The organism is Rahnella sp. R3(2024) (genome assembly GCF_042920125.1).
Taxonomy (GTDB): domain Bacteria; phylum Pseudomonadota; class Gammaproteobacteria; order Enterobacterales; family Enterobacteriaceae; genus Rahnella; species Rahnella rivi.
In genome coordinates, this window is the sequence record NZ_JBHGBU010000001.1 from 658,711 (window position 1) to 675,281 (window position 16,571).

14 protein-coding genes are annotated in these 16,571 nt (G+C 44.0%); 8 read left to right on the forward strand and 6 right to left on the reverse strand.

The genetic code is table 11. From position 1 onward, the window contains the following. Nucleotides 1-297 precede the first annotated feature (297 nt). The 6 genes from dps (at nucleotide 298) to ABSH60_RS02925 (ending at nucleotide 6,915) form a co-directional block, all read left to right on the forward strand. The gene (gene dps, locus ABSH60_RS02900) at nucleotides 298-801 is read left to right on the forward strand and encodes a DNA starvation/stationary phase protection protein Dps (protein WP_056769114.1); all 504 of its coding nucleotides are present in this window, start codon (nucleotides 298-300) and stop codon (nucleotides 799-801) included. 899 nt (nucleotides 802-1,700) lie between these two features. Next, nucleotides 1,701-2,477 carry an ABC transporter permease gene (locus tag ABSH60_RS02905; RefSeq protein ID WP_390972611.1) on the forward strand — a complete coding sequence of 259 codons (777 nt, stop codon included), beginning with the start codon at nucleotides 1,701-1,703 and terminating at the stop codon, nucleotides 2,475-2,477. Further along, nucleotides 2,474-3,151 carry an ABC transporter ATP-binding protein gene (locus tag ABSH60_RS02910; protein ID WP_183847699.1) on the forward strand — a complete coding sequence of 226 codons (678 nt, stop codon included), beginning with the start codon at nucleotides 2,474-2,476 and terminating at the stop codon, nucleotides 3,149-3,151. The genes ABSH60_RS02905 and ABSH60_RS02910 overlap by 4 nt, the downstream gene beginning before the upstream one ends. Nucleotides 3,152-3,222: 71 nt before the next feature. Next, a complete protein-coding gene (locus ABSH60_RS02915; RefSeq protein WP_390972613.1) occupies nucleotides 3,223-4,158 on the forward strand; it encodes a glycosyltransferase in 936 nt (311 codons plus the stop codon). 1 nt (nucleotide 4,159) lies between these two features. Further along, a complete protein-coding gene (locus ABSH60_RS02920) occupies nucleotides 4,160-5,764 on the forward strand; it encodes a capsular biosynthesis protein (RefSeq protein ID WP_390972615.1) in 1,605 nt (534 codons plus the stop codon). Between the two features lie 23 nt (nucleotides 5,765-5,787). Next, nucleotides 5,788-6,915 (forward strand): glycosyltransferase family 61 protein, encoded by a 1,128-nt coding sequence (locus ABSH60_RS02925; RefSeq protein ID WP_260307286.1) that lies wholly within the window; start codon nucleotides 5,788-5,790, stop codon nucleotides 6,913-6,915. 303 nt (nucleotides 6,916-7,218) lie between these two features. Here ABSH60_RS02925 and ABSH60_RS02930 read toward each other — a convergent pair whose 3' ends face one another. The 5 genes from ABSH60_RS02930 to ABSH60_RS02950 all read right to left on the reverse strand — a co-directional run bounded on the left by ABSH60_RS02930 (nucleotide 7,219) and on the right by ABSH60_RS02950 (nucleotide 14,525). Continuing rightward, complete coding sequence (locus tag ABSH60_RS02930) at nucleotides 7,219-8,475, reverse strand: capsular biosynthesis protein (protein WP_183847707.1); 1,257 nt, start codon at nucleotides 8,473-8,475, stop codon at nucleotides 7,219-7,221. 38 nt (nucleotides 8,476-8,513) lie between these two features. Beyond that, the gene (locus ABSH60_RS02935; RefSeq protein WP_390972617.1) at nucleotides 8,514-10,553 is read right to left on the reverse strand and encodes a capsular polysaccharide biosynthesis protein; all 2,040 of its coding nucleotides are present in this window, start codon (nucleotides 10,551-10,553) and stop codon (nucleotides 8,514-8,516) included. After that, complete coding sequence (locus ABSH60_RS02940) at nucleotides 10,553-12,229, reverse strand: polysaccharide biosynthesis/export family protein (protein ID WP_390972619.1); 1,677 nt, start codon at nucleotides 12,227-12,229, stop codon at nucleotides 10,553-10,555. The genes ABSH60_RS02935 and ABSH60_RS02940 overlap by 1 nt, the downstream gene beginning before the upstream one ends. Before the next feature lie 57 nt (nucleotides 12,230-12,286). After that, nucleotides 12,287-13,450, reverse strand: a complete 1,164-nt coding sequence (locus ABSH60_RS02945) for a capsule biosynthesis protein (protein WP_390972621.1) — start codon at nucleotides 13,448-13,450, stop codon at nucleotides 12,287-12,289. A gap of 106 nt (nucleotides 13,451-13,556) precedes the next feature. Continuing rightward, on the reverse strand, nucleotides 13,557-14,525 hold the full coding sequence (locus tag ABSH60_RS02950; RefSeq protein ID WP_056782373.1) for an SIS domain-containing protein: 969 nt from the start codon (nucleotides 14,523-14,525) through the stop codon (nucleotides 13,557-13,559). Nucleotides 14,526-15,033: 508 nt separating this feature from the next. Between ABSH60_RS02950 and ABSH60_RS02955 the strand changes: the two genes are divergently transcribed. Beyond that, nucleotides 15,034-15,300 (forward strand): DksA/TraR family C4-type zinc finger protein, encoded by a 267-nt coding sequence (locus tag ABSH60_RS02955; RefSeq protein ID WP_056782354.1) that lies wholly within the window; start codon nucleotides 15,034-15,036, stop codon nucleotides 15,298-15,300. A gap of 45 nt (nucleotides 15,301-15,345) precedes the next feature. Here ABSH60_RS02955 and ABSH60_RS02960 read toward each other — a convergent pair whose 3' ends face one another. After that, a complete protein-coding gene (locus ABSH60_RS02960; RefSeq protein ID WP_217203218.1) occupies nucleotides 15,346-15,654 on the reverse strand; it encodes a hypothetical protein in 309 nt (102 codons plus the stop codon). A gap of 65 nt (nucleotides 15,655-15,719) precedes the next feature. Between ABSH60_RS02960 and glnH the strand changes: the two genes are divergently transcribed. Then, nucleotides 15,720-16,463, forward strand: coding sequence for a glutamine ABC transporter substrate-binding protein GlnH (glnH, locus tag ABSH60_RS02965; RefSeq protein ID WP_056782352.1), 744 nt, complete (start codon nucleotides 15,720-15,722; stop codon nucleotides 16,461-16,463). Nucleotides 16,464-16,571 lie beyond the last annotated feature (108 nt).

Sequence of the window (16,571 nt, forward strand, 5' to 3'; positions counted from 1 at the left end):
ATATTTATCATTCTCTGTTTTTGCTGTCATAAATATAGACACAACATGTCATGTTACATTCAGGAATAATTCAACATCCCGGTTGACCCACTATTTACGTGAATTCAGGAACATTCCTATCCACCTTAAAAATCAACATGATAAATTAATAAACATCGTCTGGCAGGCAATATATGGCACACGCTATCGGAACGATAGGAACGACTTTCCTGCAAAACTGAAATTTATTGCTATACTGGATCCAGTTACGAGATATATGCATTAACTAATAAGTAAATCTAACAAGGAGATATAAATATGAGTACCGCTAAACTGGTCAAAACGAAATCTTCTGAACTTATCTATACACGCAACGATTTAGATGAAAACGTTAAACTGAGCACCATCAAAGTGCTGAACCGCCTGGTGGCGGAATACATCGATCTGTCGCTGATCATCAAGCAGGCACACTGGAACATGCGTGGCGCAAACTTCATCGCCGTGCACGAAATGCTTGATGGATTCCGTACCGCAGTTATCGATCACCAGGACACCATCGCAGAACGTGTGGTGCAGTTAGGTGGCGTTGCGCTGGGTACCGTGCAAGTGGTTAACGATAAAACCCCACTGAAAAGCTACCCGACTAACATCCATACCGTGCAGGAACACCTGAAAGCGCTGGCAGATCGTTTTGCCGTTGTCGCCAACGACACGCGTAAAGCCATCGGCGAAGTGGAAGACGAAGACACCGCAGATATCTTTACCGCCGCATCACGCGATTTGGATAAATTCCTGTGGTTCATCGAATCTAATATCGAGTAATCAGGACTCGGTAACCGCAGCCTGATTAAGGCTGCGGCTAATCATCGGATCAATGCAAAAAATATGGCCAGTGGCGTAAGCGACTGGCCTTTTCTATTTTCATCCCCCTCCCCTCCCCTCCCGATACCTCGTTTTGCACTGAAATCCCTGACTCATAACGTTTTTTGTAAGAACTTTGAATAATAACTTATATGAATAGTTTCCACATAAACTAATTCAGAACTAATTAGTCCTGAAACCGGTACCAGTAGCCGACTGATAAATAAGAGTTTTATTAGATGTGTCAGAAAGCTCTTAGATCAATAGGTGTGATGAATGTTTAAAGCCAAATTAATAGACCAAAGCAATTTTACATGAATGCGATATGACCTGTAACTTGCTGAAATATTTAGTCGTAACCTTTACTTTTTTGTGAATTTAGGCATTGAAATAAAACACTGAAAGTTAAGAGAATTCTTACAATGGACGTTCACTCCGGCATGGCCCCTCCAATAGTAACTTATGGAAAAGTGACAGTCCTTCTGCGGCTACCTCACTGAGGTGAAATACAACGCCGTTTCCCACAATCTGACCCTGATTTCAGCACATTGGTAGCCATAAGCCAGGGGCGGTAGCGTGGAAAATCGAATAAAAACTGGACAAAACAGATGGCACGTAGTGGCTTGGAAGTACAAAAAGCGGCCGTTAAAGCGCTTTTTTTAAGAGAGATTAAGACCCGTTTTGGTAAGTACCGGTTGGGGTACCTGTGGGCAGCGCTGGAGACGGTAACTTGAAATGAATTCTTGAATATAAACCAGATATAGTTTTGCAAGATGTAATATTGAATAAAAAACCCGCAGAAGCATAATATTAATATAAGTTAATTTTTGATTTGTGTTAATGATTTTTATAGGATAATTATGGCAAGAAATGGTTTTGAAGTTCAAAAAGCTGCAATAAGTGCACTTTTCCTCCGCGAACTTAAAACAAGATTTGGCAAATATCAATTAGGTTACTTTTGGGCGTTTTTAGAACCAGCAGCGCATATGATAATAATGTTATCAATTTTTGGTTTTATAATGCATCGGACAATGCCTGGAATTTCATTTCCAGTGTTTTTGCTAAATGGCATCATTCCTTATTTCATTTTTTCAAACATATCTACTAGGTCGATTAATGCAATTGAAGCAAATCAAGGGTTATTTAATTACAGACCAGTAAAACCAATAGATACCATTATCGCAAGGGCCATCTTAGAAACAGCAATCTATACAGTCGTTTATATAATATTAATGGTAGTCATTGCACTTCTTGGTGAAGATTACACCGTTAGCAATATAATAAAATTATTTGCAACTTGGGTGTTATTAGTGGTTATGTCATGTGGAATGGGAATGATATTCATGGTAGTTGGAGATATGTTTCCAGAAACAGAGAAATTCCTTCCAATTTTCTTAAAGCCTTTATATTTTATATCTTGCATTATGTTCCCACTGCATTCAATTCCAAAAGATTATTGGCCTTACCTTCTTTGGAACCCGATTGTTCATATTGTTGAATTAAGCAGAGAGTCAGTTGTTGTGGGCTATGAAGCTGAAGGTGTAAGCATAACATATTTATTTATGAGTACCTTGGTTGTGCTTTTCACTGGGCTAATTTTATATAGAAGCAGAGAAAAAGCGATGCTTACATCATGATCAAAATTCAGAATTTGACAAAGTCTTATTCAACACCGAAAGGAAGACATTACGTTTTTAAAAATTTAAACGTTGATATTCCGAGTAATAAAAGTGTTGCTTTGCTTGGCCGTAATGGAGCGGGTAAATCGACCCTATTAAGGATGATTGGTGGTATTGATCGACCTGATAGTGGCAAAATCTCCACAGATAAGACTATATCATGGCCTGTGGGCTTATCCGGTGGCTTTCAAGGAAGTTTGACTGGCCGTGAAAATGTAAAATTCGTTGCCAGATTATATGCAAAAAGAAATGAGCTTCAGGAAAAAGTAGCCTACGTTGAAGAATTTTCTGAGCTTGGAAAATATTTTGACATGCCAATAAAAACATATTCTTCAGGTATGAAAGCTCGTTTGGGATTTGGTCTCAGCATGGCGTTCAAATTCGATTATTATATTGTGGATGAGGTTACAGCTGTTGGAGACGCAAGTTTTAAAAAAAAATGCTCGGATATCTTTAAACATCGACATCAAAACTCGAGTTTTATAATGGTTTCTCATAGTTTGAATTCTCTAAAAGAATTTTGTGATGTGGCAATATATTTATCTCATGATAATAATGCGTATTTTTTTAATTCCGTTTCTGATGCAATAAATTTATATACTGAAGAAGTAGAGTTAAAAAATAAAGTTTGAAAAATGTAATTAACAGATAAGCAAGGCTGTTCGAATAAAAACAACACAGCATAATCACAAGTGAGACAAGTATGAGCATAATAATCAACCATGTAATGTCGTCAGATATAGCTAGCGGTATATTTTCAGATTTATTAAATTATTATAAAAAATATTGTCATGAAGACATTAAAATAATTGAAACTTCGCAACCTATAGATAACGCTGATATATATCATTATCATCGCCCACACTTGGAAAAAAAATTAAAAGAAAACTCTGTAGTAACAGTCCACCACGATTTAAATGATGTTGATAAATGGCTCCACTACGACAAGTTTCATGAGCGCTATGTTGAATCAAAAACAGTTTTTTGTCTTAACACTACGCAACAAAGAATATTAAGTGACAATGGCATCAAGCATACTGAGTTAATTCCTCATGGATACAATACAGAGATATTTCATGACGTGGCAGAGCCGAAAATAATATCCGGCAAGATTAACATTGGTATACTGTCAAAGAGATATGGCCGCAAAGTTAAAGGAGAAGCTTATTTACTTGAATTATTTAAGAGGCTTGACTCTGATAGATATAAATTTACAGTAGTTGGAGAGGACAGAAGCATTACAGCCTATAAAGCGGCGGAGTTTGGATTCGAAACATTATGCTTTGAAAGATTGCCCTATTTTTGTTATGGAGACTTATATCGGCAACTTAATTTTCTCCTTGTAACCAGTTTATATGAAGGTGGTCCCGCTAATATCCCTGAAGCTATCTCGTCTGCTACACCTATAATTTCAAATCCTATTGGCATGTCGAATGATTATATAAAAAATGGCATTAACGGAATAATTCTTACAGGTGATGTTGATAGCGATGCAACCGCAATCGATTATTTTTCCACCAATGAAAATTATGGGATAATGTCTAAAAACGCGTGGGGGACTCGAAGAAATATTTTGTCATGGCAAGAAGTCATGAATAAAACATCTTATTTATATAAAAACTTAATTAAAGAATTATAAAATGAAAAATATTAGCATTTTGTTTCCCGACAGCATTCACTTCCATTCCAGAAATTTTAAAAGCTTATTTGATTTTATCGAAAGACATAAAATCGCTCATACATTTATAAAAGAGAGGAACGATTGGGTATCGGCATATGGTAACTATAGTAATTACACTGCTGAACTGTCAGTATATTATGAACAACTTAAAGAACTAACAAATAAGGAATTATTCGAATTTAGCATTAGAGGAATTAATTTATTTAGAATATGCCGTGATGAAGCATTATCATTCTTTTTGCCTAATGACGATTTCAGGAATGATTTAAAAGAATTCGTTCAAAATGACATATTAATATCTCTAATGAGGAACATTGACAACACTACTCTATTATTAAATATGGCTGCAGCTTGGTCATGGATAGAATTTTGGAATCATAAACTAGAAAATAATAAAAATCATACTTATGCTTGTGTATTTTCTGGCGCTCAAATATATAACAGAGCATTACTAGAAACTCTTAAAACCCACCCAACTACACCTCTTGTGCTTGAGCACTTCTTTACTGGAAATGAATATTATATAGAAGAGAAATACGAACCAATACCTAACAACTCAAATCTAAAAAATAAAAATGTTTATAAAAATATAATAATATCTGAAACTGGTTTTGATCTTAATAGAACTAAAACGAAAGCTATAAATAAAGTATTGCTAGCTAGAAATAAAAATGTCACTCAACCTAATGGTGGTAAGTTGATTGATACTCAAAATAAAAAAGTTTTTACTATTATAGGGCAAGTAGTAAATGACTTCTCAATTATCAGTACAGCGAAAAAATACTTATCTACCATTGATTTTTATATTGAACTAATAGATAAACTTTTAGTGGATACCAATAATTTTGTAGTTTTCAAGTCACATCCTTGGGAGCGGCATAAAAACAATGTGCATATTCCTTTAACTTTTGAAAAAATACAAAATTATATTAACACCCTCCCTGAAGAAAAGTCTTCGCGGATATATATTACAGAGGAATTCAACTTATCAGATCTGATAAGGCAGTCAGATCACATAATTACATTATGTTCACAATCCGCAATAGAGGCAGCGTTCTTGGGTATAAAACCCATTCAAATGGGAAATGCTTTTTATGGGGAAAAAGGATTTACTTACGATTATAGTTTAATTGATGATTTTATATCGGATTTAAATTCAAAAAAAATAAGAAAATACCTTACAATAAGTGAATATTCAAATCTAGAAATTTTCCTTATTAAAACATTAGAAAAAAGTTTAGTTTCAGTACATAAATCTGGCATTCTCGCTCTCGAGAGAAAATTGAAGTTACCTTCTTATATTTCGTTAGTTAAGCAAGTAAATGTTGTTAAGAAAAGCAATGTAAAAAAAGTGGCTGAGATTAAACTCAATGATAAGCCAGTTGAAGTTACGATTCATAATGAAGAACAAACTATTCCAGAAGTTATTGTTATCGAGCCGTCTATTTCAATAAAATCCGTCAGTCGTAAAAAATTTGTTAAATTCACAAAAAATCCTAAGCGATTTTTCCAAGATTCACGGCATAAAATTTTCAATTTTATTGGCAAATCATTTTTTAGATAGAGATATATCTTATGGAATTAAGCATGACTTATGAGTCAATCGACATTAGAAATTTTAGAGATGCTTATTTTGAAAATCTCAACTCCTACTTACTTGACGGTAAAAAGAAGATTTCATCTTCAAGAATCCCAAACTTCGGAATCGATGATGGAGAATATAATATTGAAGAATTATCCAAAATATTCACACCTACTTATGAAACGCATGAAGTCATAATCTGTAAGCTTCAAAATTGTTCGATTGGACCCAGACCCGAGGGCTTCCCAAGATATTGGCCAATATTGTTCAAAAACAGATACTTATGGAATTTCATTAACAACTCAGCTAAGGATGCTTTAGTAGACCAAGGTGTGATCACGCTCAACGACAACAAAATAGAGATAGTAGAGAATCAAAAATCCATAAAAATATGTGGTTCTTGTGTTTGGTTGCATTTATTTGAGAATTTAGATCATCTCTATAGAGAATCCCTTCCCGCTATTTCTGCAATTAAAGAAATATATGGTTCTTTAGACGGTTTTACTTTCGTCACTCCTTATATGTCTGAGGTCTACATTGAAATATTAGAACTAATTGGCATCAATAGAAAGGACATAGTCCAGACAGGAAATTGTTGGTTGGAATTTGAATCTTTGATAATCACAAGCTTCCCAAGTTTTGGACACCTTCATACACCTAGTATATATTATACGAAAATATGTGATGAACTAATTAAATCCGTTTCCTCGTCACCGGCAATTCAAAAACCAAAAAAAATATTTGTATCTAGAAAAAATGCCAAAGTTCGACGTTTGGAAAATGAAAGCTGTCTCTATGATTACTTAGCAGAAAACGAATATTTCATATGTGATCCAGGTGATTATACAATTGAACAACAAATATCTTTATTTTCTGAGGCGGAAATAGTTGTTGGTTCACATGGTATGGGTATAAACAATGTTGTCTTCTCTAAAAAAATAAAATATCTAATCGAAATAATGCCAACCACTTGGAATCGTGTGAGTTACTTTAGAACGACACAACTGAGGGACTCAAATTATGCTTGTTATTGGATAAAACCCAATGAAAATAATATGCTATGTATAAATAAAGAAAAATTCATTACCTTCCTTGAACAAACACTCTCATCGCCATCCCCTACTAAAATTTAATTTGAGTGGCCAAATCTCTCATATTTACAGATATGGTCACCGTTCTTCAGTTACTACTAGAATGAACATTCTTTCTAAAAAATATTATATTAACCTCTAACAATGGGTATGATAATTGATTCTGACACCAGATTTTAACCTTTTAACAGTTAATAATGATAACTGGGAGTAGATTATCTTTCAAAATGTAAGTAAAAAATAACATTACTCCCCTTAGAAATAACTTAAAATACAAGCTCCAGAACTATCATCGTCCAAGCGAACCTAGTATTAAATAATTTCTTTTCATCAAAAGATTATTCATTAGTATAGCCCACGCCTAATTCCATATTTTTTAAAAATGGAATTATAAGGCATACTATTATGCGCAACATGCTGGGGTTTGTTAGCACAATAAATTACTGCATTGATTTGAGTATTTATAAGTAAATATATTCTGAATTTATTAAAAAGTTTACTATCAGGTCTAAATTCAGAGGTCCAGAACTGGTTCAGATGTCCCTGATAGGTAATACCTTTGATGTCATACAGCGCCCTCCCCATCACTTTCAGCGGCTTATTATGAATAAGCGCAGATATCCCGGCAGTGCTGTTAATCGTGACCACGGCTTTCGAATGGGTCAGTAGTTCAGGCATCGGCAGGTCGTGGACGTAAATCACGCGGTTATTGATGCCGTATTTTTTACCGAGCTGGCGGATAAGCGGCCCGTATAAGCGGTGCCCCCTGTCCATCGGGTGGTGTTTAATCACCAGAAACTCGGTCGACGGCGCTTTCTTGGCGAAGGAATGCATCACTTCATTGATGTAATCGCGCACGTCGTTATACGGGCTGTGGTTGCGGATCTGGCTATCGTTGTAGACCTGCAAAATCGCCAGGAAGTAGCGCTGATCCAGGTCCGTCTGAAGTTGCTGCAACACATTGCGCTGACGGAAGGCATACACCTTTTTGCGCCAGGCAGCACGGGTCCAGCAGCGCGCCTCATACCACGGCGAGAAGGATTTGTGATGGCGGTATTTCGGGAAATCATGGCGAGCGCCCCAGCCGACCAGATAGTACGTTATCGCATGACGAACGCGCTGCCAGGCCGAAGGTTTGAGCTGCTCGATGTCCGGCATAGTCATTGGTGGCAGGTTGCGGTAAAACTCCGCCTCGCGCGGCACACTGGAATAGGCATTCACGCCGTTCTGTTCCAGCGTGATGTAGTGCGGGCGCAGATAGCCCTCCTCAAATGCGAGGAAGCGCACACCTTTGGCCTGTGCCCAACGCTTAGCTGCCTGATGCAACGGACGACAATCCCCGAAACACACAATGGTGTCGAAGTCGTAATCCTGCCACGTCTCTTTCAGCCAGGTCGGAAACTCTTTCGGGGTCTGCTGAAACAAGCGGTATTCACGTTTACGCGAATATCGCCTGTCGCCGCCGTTGAAAACGACGTTCACCGCTTCCCGCCCCAGAGACTCAAGCCACTGTGCCAGATCGCTGAAGAAAGGCCCCATCGGCCCCTGTAACAGCAGATATTTTTTTCCAGAAAGTAATGTAGTAAGCGCCTTACTGTCCATTTTCGTCCACGCTACAAACTTTGAGTGAATAACTGAATCTACGGGTTAAATATGACCCGGATCAGCATGAGCATTTTCTTGTAATAACGGGCTATATTGTCCGTTTTAGTTTTAATCATCTGCAATTCAGCCCTTTGCGTTGCAGCAAGAAGTTCAACCGCCTGCTCCGCTAAAATGGGCTCCCGACTGTGCGGGTGGATATACGACGGGTAGGCAATCAGCGCCTGATAAACCACATCGTCTAACGTGAGGCGGCGCGTACGGCGTGAACACCTGTATTCATCCTGCGTCAGCCCCCATCCGGCATAAAAAGGCATGCCGTAACACACCACTTTTTTCCCGTGCAATAAGGCTTCAAATCCCGACAACGAGGTCAGCGTATGCAGCTCGTCGGCGGCCTGAATGCATTGAATAATGTCGGCGTCTAATGCCTGACTGTCTGCCCAGCGGCTGACATCTTCGGCGGGGATCTGCCCCTGCCGGTTCCCCACCAGAACATCCGGGTGGGGTTTATAAATGATGTATGCATCCGGATGGCGTTCGCGCACAGCCCGTAACAGCCCGCCGTTGGTGCAAACCGACAGCGTGCCGGTCAGGATCGAGGCGTCATCTTCCACCTGCCCCGGAACCAGAATCACCGTCTTTCCGGCTGCGTCGGCGGGCAGCGTGAACGCTGCGCCGAGGTTATATTTACTGACTTTGCTGGCGACCAGCCGGTGACGCAGCGCGGCGGCGCGTTGCTGCTGATACGCCGTCAGGTGGCTGTGGCTGAGCAGATGTTCCAGATCGCTCGGGCGCGTGGCATCGTAGTAGATGCCCGTTTTATCCAGCACCAGCGAAAGCGGCGGATGCAGATCTGAGCCCAGCCCGGCGGATCGCAGAAAACCGTCTTCCATACGCCACTGCGGCAGCTGATGTTGCACGGCGGCACTTTGCCAGCGAGCCTCACCTTTGATGCCCCACACCACGCAGGCAGACTCACCGGCGAAGCGCTTACTGAAATTCACCTTGTTGCCGGTGGTGCGCAGAAACGGCGTCAAAATCGTGCGCTTCCACAGCGTCAGCCCCGGCGACCATAAACGTCCTGCGCGTTGCTGGTGATGCTGTCGTTGCATCAGCAGCCAGCTGAGGACGTCAAACAATGTGCCGCGTTTGCCGTCTGCCGGATTGATATACCGCGTGTAGCGCAGGCAGGCCGCGCTGAACAAATCTTCCAGAGTGGCACTGCCGCGTCGCACGCTGAGGGATGCCGACTGCGCGTGGCGGTCGTCGGTCAGCCCCCATCCTGCGTACCACGGCTGACCAAATACGCTGACCGGCTTACCGGCCATCAGCGCTTCAAAACCGTAATTCGACGTCACCACATAAACGCGGCTCACCCGGCGCAGCAGCGACTGCGGGCTGACATCCATCGCCAGCAGTCTGATGCGCGGGTTCTGCTTCGCCAGTTGCGCTATCTGGCTGAAATAGCCAGATTTCTTTCCCTGAAGCACGTCCGGATGAATTTTCACCCAAATCTCCGCTTCCGGGTTCTCCGCCATTGCGGCCTGTAACATGCTGTCGAACTGTTCCGCCCCGGCGTTGCCGTACACCACGGCCATATCACCAAAGGTCTGATCCACCACCAGCACCGCACCCTGCGGCGGTGACGTGAGCGTGCACGCCGGTGCCTGGTTGTATTTCGATAAATCACCGCTGACGATCATCTGCATCGCCTGGCGCGCATCGTCATGCAGTAACTGATTCTCTTCGTGCTGATGAATCAGCCCTTCAAGCGAACTGGGGCGCGAAGCGTCGTAATACATGCCTTCGCTGTCCAGCACCATGGAGAGCGGCGGCGATCCGGTCACCCCTAACCCCAGCGAGCGGATAAAACCGTCTTCGAGGCGCAGCACCGGCAGGCCTTTTTTCTCTGCCAGCGCCACCGCTTTGGTGCCGCTCGGGCGATAGCCCCAGACAGCAATCCGCGTGATGTCATCCGGCAGCGGCCGCACCAGCGACACCTTGCAGCAAGGCTCGCCGAGAAACGCCGTCAGATGCGGGATCCGGAAGATCCCGCCAGAAAAAATCCCCAGCATTACAGGGTCAGCACCACTTTCGCGGCCACGGCCAGCTGGTAAAGAATGGTCGAAATGCCACGGGTGACTTCGATGTTCTTCGACTCATACTTCGGCAGCACCATCAGCTCGTCGCCCGGTTGCAGTGTTTTGACGTCTTCTGCATTCACCGCTTCGCCGTTTTGTCTGATCAGGATGACTTTCGAATTGCCGGATTTTTGGGTAAAGCCACCGACTTTCTCGATGTAATCTTCCGGGCTGAGGCCTTTCTGCCAGCTCACCGCATTCGGGAACAGCACTTCGCCGTGGATCATGACCAGCGAGGTTTTCTCCGGAATATTGATGACGTCGCCATCTTCCAGGATCACCTGATTAAGGTTGTCTTCGCTGAGCACCACTTCGCCTTTCGGCACCACCTGACGCGCTTTATTGACAAAGCGGCTGACCAGCTGGGCTTCCTGAGTACGCAGACGGGCCTCTTCCTGAGTCGAAGACTGCGCGGAAAGTGAAGCTTCTTCGAGTTTCTGCAATGTCAGATCCAGCATCTCTTTCTGACGCAGGGCGACAGAACGGCGGTACAGCTGGATAGCGTTAATCTGCGACATGCTGTTAGTACGAATTTTTGGCAACAGCTGGCTCATGGTTGCGCCGTAAGGCAGCACCACCGCGTGCTCGCCGGAATGCGCACCTTCGATGCGAACCTGAATCGTACCGGCGTAGCGGTCCGAACTGATGATCAGCTTGTCGCCGTCCTGCAATGACCGGCCCGGTGCCGAGCTCAGGGGGTAATACTCGCTGCGCTTCATGCTGCCCTGCTGGCGGATAATGGTCATGTGCGTCGCGCCCGGTTTCGGACGAGCCCAGCTCAGGGCTTCGCTGACCGGGATCGTGCTGTCACGAAATTCAAAGTCATAGCTGTTGAAGACGTCGCCATCCACGCTGAAGGTATGCTGACGCGGCCCGACCACGATGGTGTCGCCATCAGAGAACTGCGAGAGGCGCAGATCGCCGTTGAGCAGGAAGTCATACAGGTTGATGCGTGAACGCACGCGATCGTTGTGCTTGACCACGATATCCACGTAGCTGCCGCGCTCGGTATCCACGCCACCGGCTTTGCTCAGGTACGAGAGCAGCGAGTCAGAGGCTACGCCGCCGTAAAGGCCAGGGTTGGTGACATAACCGGTCACAAACACTTTCACCGGCTGCGCCTGCAACAGCGAGGCGTACACATTCACGTTTGCCTGATAAACCTGTTTCACTTTGGTGGTGATCACGCTGTTCAGCTGGCTGTTCGAAATCCCTGCCACTTTCAGCGGGCCGACGTTAGGCAGGAAGATATTGCCTTTCGGATCGACGGTCAGCGCGCCATCAAAGTTGAACGCGCCCCACAGGCGGATCTGCACCTGATCGCCCAGCCCGATAATGTAGTTCGGGTTGAAACCGATGCTGGCTCCATTATCTGCAGCCGCTCCGGAAGTGAACAATTGTGCACCAAACATACGGCTCATAACGGCGGGTACCGATGGTGAAGTCGTATTATCGAAACCCGAATCAGAATTATTTTGTTGGGTTTGACCTGTCAAAAATGTAGGTAATGGTGCCGCCCCCGTCATCGCAGGATCCGCATTAATACCCAACGCATATGCCTGTGAGAACTGGCAGGCCAGCAAAATTAAAACGCTTTTAAATAGTTTCATAACGAGCTCAGTAAGCAGTCTCTAATGGCAGAAATGATAAATTCTGACGTCGCAATATTAGTCTTTATGATCATCGATAATTGCCAGCAATAATTTGGCGGTTCCGAATAACAAACAGCAAACCAACAGCCAACTGGCAATCAAATAAGGTATATTTGGGAACTTAGTTTCTTGTGGTAATTGCGGCGAACTGATTACCGACAGTACTTTGAGTTTTCGCGCCGCTTCGACGCGGGTCTTTTCGATCGAGGTTAGCGTAAGTTTGTACAGATCCGTATCGAACTGAACCTTTGCCTTAATTTCTTCAAAATCTGCAGCCATACTATTGAGTTTATGGCCATCCGGGGCGGTAATTTTACTTTTCTCAAGTGTTATCTGATTACCGAGAGATGAGATGGCATTCTTAGCACTTATTACTTGTGGAGCATCTTCACGTAAGTAAGTAAGAAGATTACGTAATTCAGCTTCCATTTGAATTTTCTGGCCTTCCATAGTATTAACCAGTGTCACCGCAGCCACAGCCTGTGCTTCAGGATCTAAAATATCGTTCTGATTTTGGTATGCAAGTAATTGGCTCTTACTTGTATTCAACCGTGCCCTTGCCTCGAGCATCTCATTTTCTGCAAACAGCTGTTGGTCACGCGCTATTTTGTGCGAGATTTCATTGATGAATCGTTCAGATTCTTTCAACACTGTTTTGTTAAATTTTTCAGCGAATTCTGGGGTAAAGCCTTGAGTTCCGATCGTTAACAAACCTGCTTTATCGTCATACGTGACCGAGATACGGTCTCGATAATAATTAAGAAACTTCTCGCTACTCGCATCTTCTGAAAGATGATAGAAAAAATCTAATCCGCTCTGTCCGAATACAGAGTGAAAATTCAGCTGCTTATCCAAAATAGACAACATATCAGGAGAATTAATGTACTCCTTCAGATACATGGCATCCTGAGCAGTATTTGGACTGGCTGCACCCAGAAGCAGACCGACATTTAAACTCGTTCCGCTGATGTCATTGGAGCTTTTAATAGCAACAGTAGATTCGCTTATATATCGCGGACGGCTGAATATCACTAAATAGATGATCAACAATGTCATCGGCAAACCGATGATGAGTTTGCCTAAGTTACGATTAATCGCAGCCATGCTTAACCATGGTGATCGACGAACCCGGGCAATGTGTTCGCCGGGCCATGCAGACTTCAGTTTTTCAATAAACATTTCTTATCATCATGACAAATCGCACGTTTTTAACATCGTGCTTTATTAAAAGTACCGTGATCCTGCGTGTCTTTCCCCTGCAACCAGATCACGGTGCGCAATGTTTTCAGTCGAAAATACGAACCAGACCCGCAACGTTGTTTTCTTTATCTGTCACCAGCAGCACGGAAACGCGGTGCTTTTGCATCAGCGTTTCGGCATCGGTGATCATCATGTCCGCCGGTAACGTCAGCGGCGAACGGGTCATCATGTCTGCAGCACAGGCACTCTCGAGCTGGGTGCTTTTTTCCATGTACCGGCGTAAATCCCCGTCAGTAATGATGCCCGTCAGTTGCTGTTGCTGATTGTTCACCGCCACCATGCCCTGACACCCGCAGGTGATGGCAGAAATCACCTGACGGAATCCGGTATCTTCACGCACGGTCGGCACAACCGGCAGCATCACATCTGACACGCGGGTGAGCAGACGGCGGCCGAGAGAACCTCCCGGATGGTAACGGGCGAAATCGGTAGGCAGGAATTTACGCTGACGGATCAACGCCACAGCCAGCGCGTCGCCAATTGCCATGGTCAGCGTGGTCGAGGTGGTCGGTGCCAGATTGTTCGGGCAGCTTTCGCTTTCCATCATCAGTTCCAGCGTGGCGTCGGCGTGTTTTGCCAGCGTCGACGCGTTGTGATTGGTGATCGCAATAATGCGATTACCGAACTGACGCAGTGACGGAATTAATTTCAGGATTTCATCCGTTTCCCCGCTGGCTGAAATGAGGATCAGCAAGTCGTACGGGGTGATCATGCCGAGATCGCCATGAAAGGCTTCGGCGGGATGAATAAAGAAGCTTGGTGTACCGGTGGAAGCCAGCGTCGCGGAGATCTTTCTGCCCACGTGGCCGGATTTGCCCATACCGGACAAAATGACGTGGCCCTGGCATTCAATGATAAGCCGGAGGGCTGTCTGATATTGCCCGCTGTCGAGATGCGAAGAAAGGTGATGCAGCGCATCAGCCTGTTCAGAAAGCGTACTGCGCACTGAGTCAATCAGACCGGGTTGTACAGACGCGCCCGTGGTGCCGCCAATTACCTGATTATCTGCCACATTAATGCCCTGATTGGGGTAAGACACACTCAGACGCCACGGCCAAAGTGGTTACTCATTATGGTTAGCCGATCAAGTAAAATGTGCCCTGAAGAAGTCCATTTCATGGTCTGGCCGGTCGCTACTGCGTCGCAGTATGAGAAATTGAATGAGGAGTGACCGGAAATCAGCGCCGGTAAAGTCAATTTTCAGCGGGCTGAAAAAGTTACACATTAGCGAAAAAATATACAAATTCACGCGAACTATAAACAATCGAAACACATTCATTCAATTGATGCATTTTTTAACATACAGCACGATATAACACAAACTGTATCGGAGTTTTCTTATCAAAATCCCGACTATACTCAGTGAAGGCTAAGACACATCATGTTTTCAATAGATTGTTATATAACAAATAGTTATTTGTATATGACAAAGACAGAGGCGGCGAAGAATCAATCAACATGGATTATTCTTAATCATAAAGACAGACATATTGTGAGGTTTTATGGCAAGCGGATGGGCGCAAGATGGCGCAGTACAAGATCAGATAGATTCCACGGTGAATGATGCCGTTGATCGCGCACGTCAGTCACTCGGCCAGGGTGAAAGTGCGGAGTTCTGCCACGAGTGTGGTGAACCTATTCCACTGGCACGCAGAAAGGCGCTTAAGGGCGTGCAATATTGTGTCACCTGCCAGGCCGCGCTGGATAAAAAACAGCAGGATCACGCCGGGTATAATCGTCGCGGCAGTAAAGACAGTCAGCTTCGTTAACGCCTCCTCCTCCCTCCTCTTTTATGCTTATGACCCATTGCACCATTATGGTTCAATAAAAGTCATTTCGCAGGTGAATATCCGGTTCCTCCTCTTTACATCTGCTTCAAAATTGAGCACAGGTTTTGTTTTCGTTCCGCAAAAGTTAGAGCGAGTTATCATTTGCGCGGCGTAGTTGTTAATTAATGATTGTTTAAAAGACAACATCTGGTTAATGATAAAGCGCTGCACCACGAGAGAACATTGCAAAGTGTAACAATGCACCATCACAGTGCGCCCCATGTTAAATTTTTTGCTTGAACGGTTCAGCACGCCGTTAAGCCATTGAATTTTAGCATGCATGAACTTTGGCATGAATATTGCAGTGAAGCGTCGTAACATAAGATCGTTCCCATAATATGTACAAAGGAAATTCACTGATGAAGTCACTCTTAAAAGTTTCCCTGGCCGCGTTGACTCTGGCCTTTGCCGTAAGCTCACACGCAGCAGACAAAAAACTGATCGTTGCTACTGACACAGCGTTTGTCCCGTTTGAATTCAAACAAGGTGACAAATACGTCGGCTTCGATATCGACCTGTGGGACGCGGTCGCCAAAGAGATGAAAGTCTCTTATGAACTGAAACCAATGGACTTCGGCGGCATCATCCCTGCCCTGCAAACACACAACATCGATCTGGCGCTGGCGGGTATCACCATCACGCCTGAGCGCAAGAAAGCCATCGACTTCTCTGACGGCTATTACAACAGCGGTCTGATGGTCATGGTCAAAAGCAACAATGACGCCATCAAAAGCGTGGCTGATCTGAAAGGCAAAACCGTGGCAGTGAAAAGCGGCACCAGCTCCGTGGATTACATGAAAGCCAACGTACAGACCAAAGATCTGCGTCAGTTCCCGAACATCGACAGCGCTTACATGGAACTGGGTACAGGCCGTGCGGATGCGGTAATGCATGACACCCCGAACATCCTGTACTTCATCAAAACGGCCGGTAAAGGTCAATTCAAAGCGGTTGGCGATTCACTGGCTGGCCAGCAATACGGTATCGCTTTCCCTCAGGGCAGCGAACTGCGTGAGAAAGCCAACGCCGCGCTGAAAACCATCAAAGAGAATGGTACCTACGCCGCCATCTATAAAAAATGGTTCGATACCGAACCTAAATAAGCGTTGTTCATTTAAGTCGTTCCCTTTTAGAGAAAGCTGACTTGATATTATGCGCCTGCCGGGATTTATTCCGCGCAGGCGCAGTAAGTTGTTTGACCAGGAGATAAT

What these genes read in the sequence shown, in the direction of transcription:
- ABSH60_RS02935 (WP_390972617.1), bottom strand. Translation starts at nt 10,553, where the DNA reads ATGCTGGGGATTTTTTCTGGCGGGATCTTCCGGATCCCGCATCTGACG.
- ABSH60_RS02940 (WP_390972619.1), bottom strand. Translation starts at nt 12,229, where the DNA reads ATGAAACTATTTAAAAGCGTTTTAATTTTGCTGGCCTGCCAGTTCTCA.
- ABSH60_RS02920 (WP_390972615.1), top strand. Translation starts at nt 4,160, where the DNA reads ATGAAAAATATTAGCATTTTGTTTCCCGACAGCATTCACTTCCATTCC.
- ABSH60_RS02915 (WP_390972613.1), top strand. Translation starts at nt 3,223, where the DNA reads ATGAGCATAATAATCAACCATGTAATGTCGTCAGATATAGCTAGCGGT.
- ABSH60_RS02930 (WP_183847707.1), bottom strand. Translation starts at nt 8,475, where the DNA reads ATGGACAGTAAGGCGCTTACTACATTACTTTCTGGAAAAAAATATCTG.
- glnH (WP_056782352.1), top strand. Translation starts at nt 15,720, where the DNA reads ATGAAGTCACTCTTAAAAGTTTCCCTGGCCGCGTTGACTCTGGCCTTT.
- ABSH60_RS02960 (WP_217203218.1), bottom strand. Translation starts at nt 15,654, where the DNA reads ATGCCAAAGTTCATGCATGCTAAAATTCAATGGCTTAACGGCGTGCTG.
- ABSH60_RS02910 (WP_183847699.1), top strand. Translation starts at nt 2,474, where the DNA reads ATGATCAAAATTCAGAATTTGACAAAGTCTTATTCAACACCGAAAGGA.
- ABSH60_RS02925 (WP_260307286.1), top strand. Translation starts at nt 5,788, where the DNA reads ATGACTTATGAGTCAATCGACATTAGAAATTTTAGAGATGCTTATTTT.
- dps (WP_056769114.1), top strand. Translation starts at nt 298, where the DNA reads ATGAGTACCGCTAAACTGGTCAAAACGAAATCTTCTGAACTTATCTAT.
- ABSH60_RS02955 (WP_056782354.1), top strand. Translation starts at nt 15,034, where the DNA reads ATGGCAAGCGGATGGGCGCAAGATGGCGCAGTACAAGATCAGATAGAT.
- ABSH60_RS02905 (WP_390972611.1), top strand. Translation starts at nt 1,701, where the DNA reads ATGGCAAGAAATGGTTTTGAAGTTCAAAAAGCTGCAATAAGTGCACTT.
- ABSH60_RS02945 (WP_390972621.1), bottom strand. Translation starts at nt 13,450, where the DNA reads ATGTTTATTGAAAAACTGAAGTCTGCATGGCCCGGCGAACACATTGCC.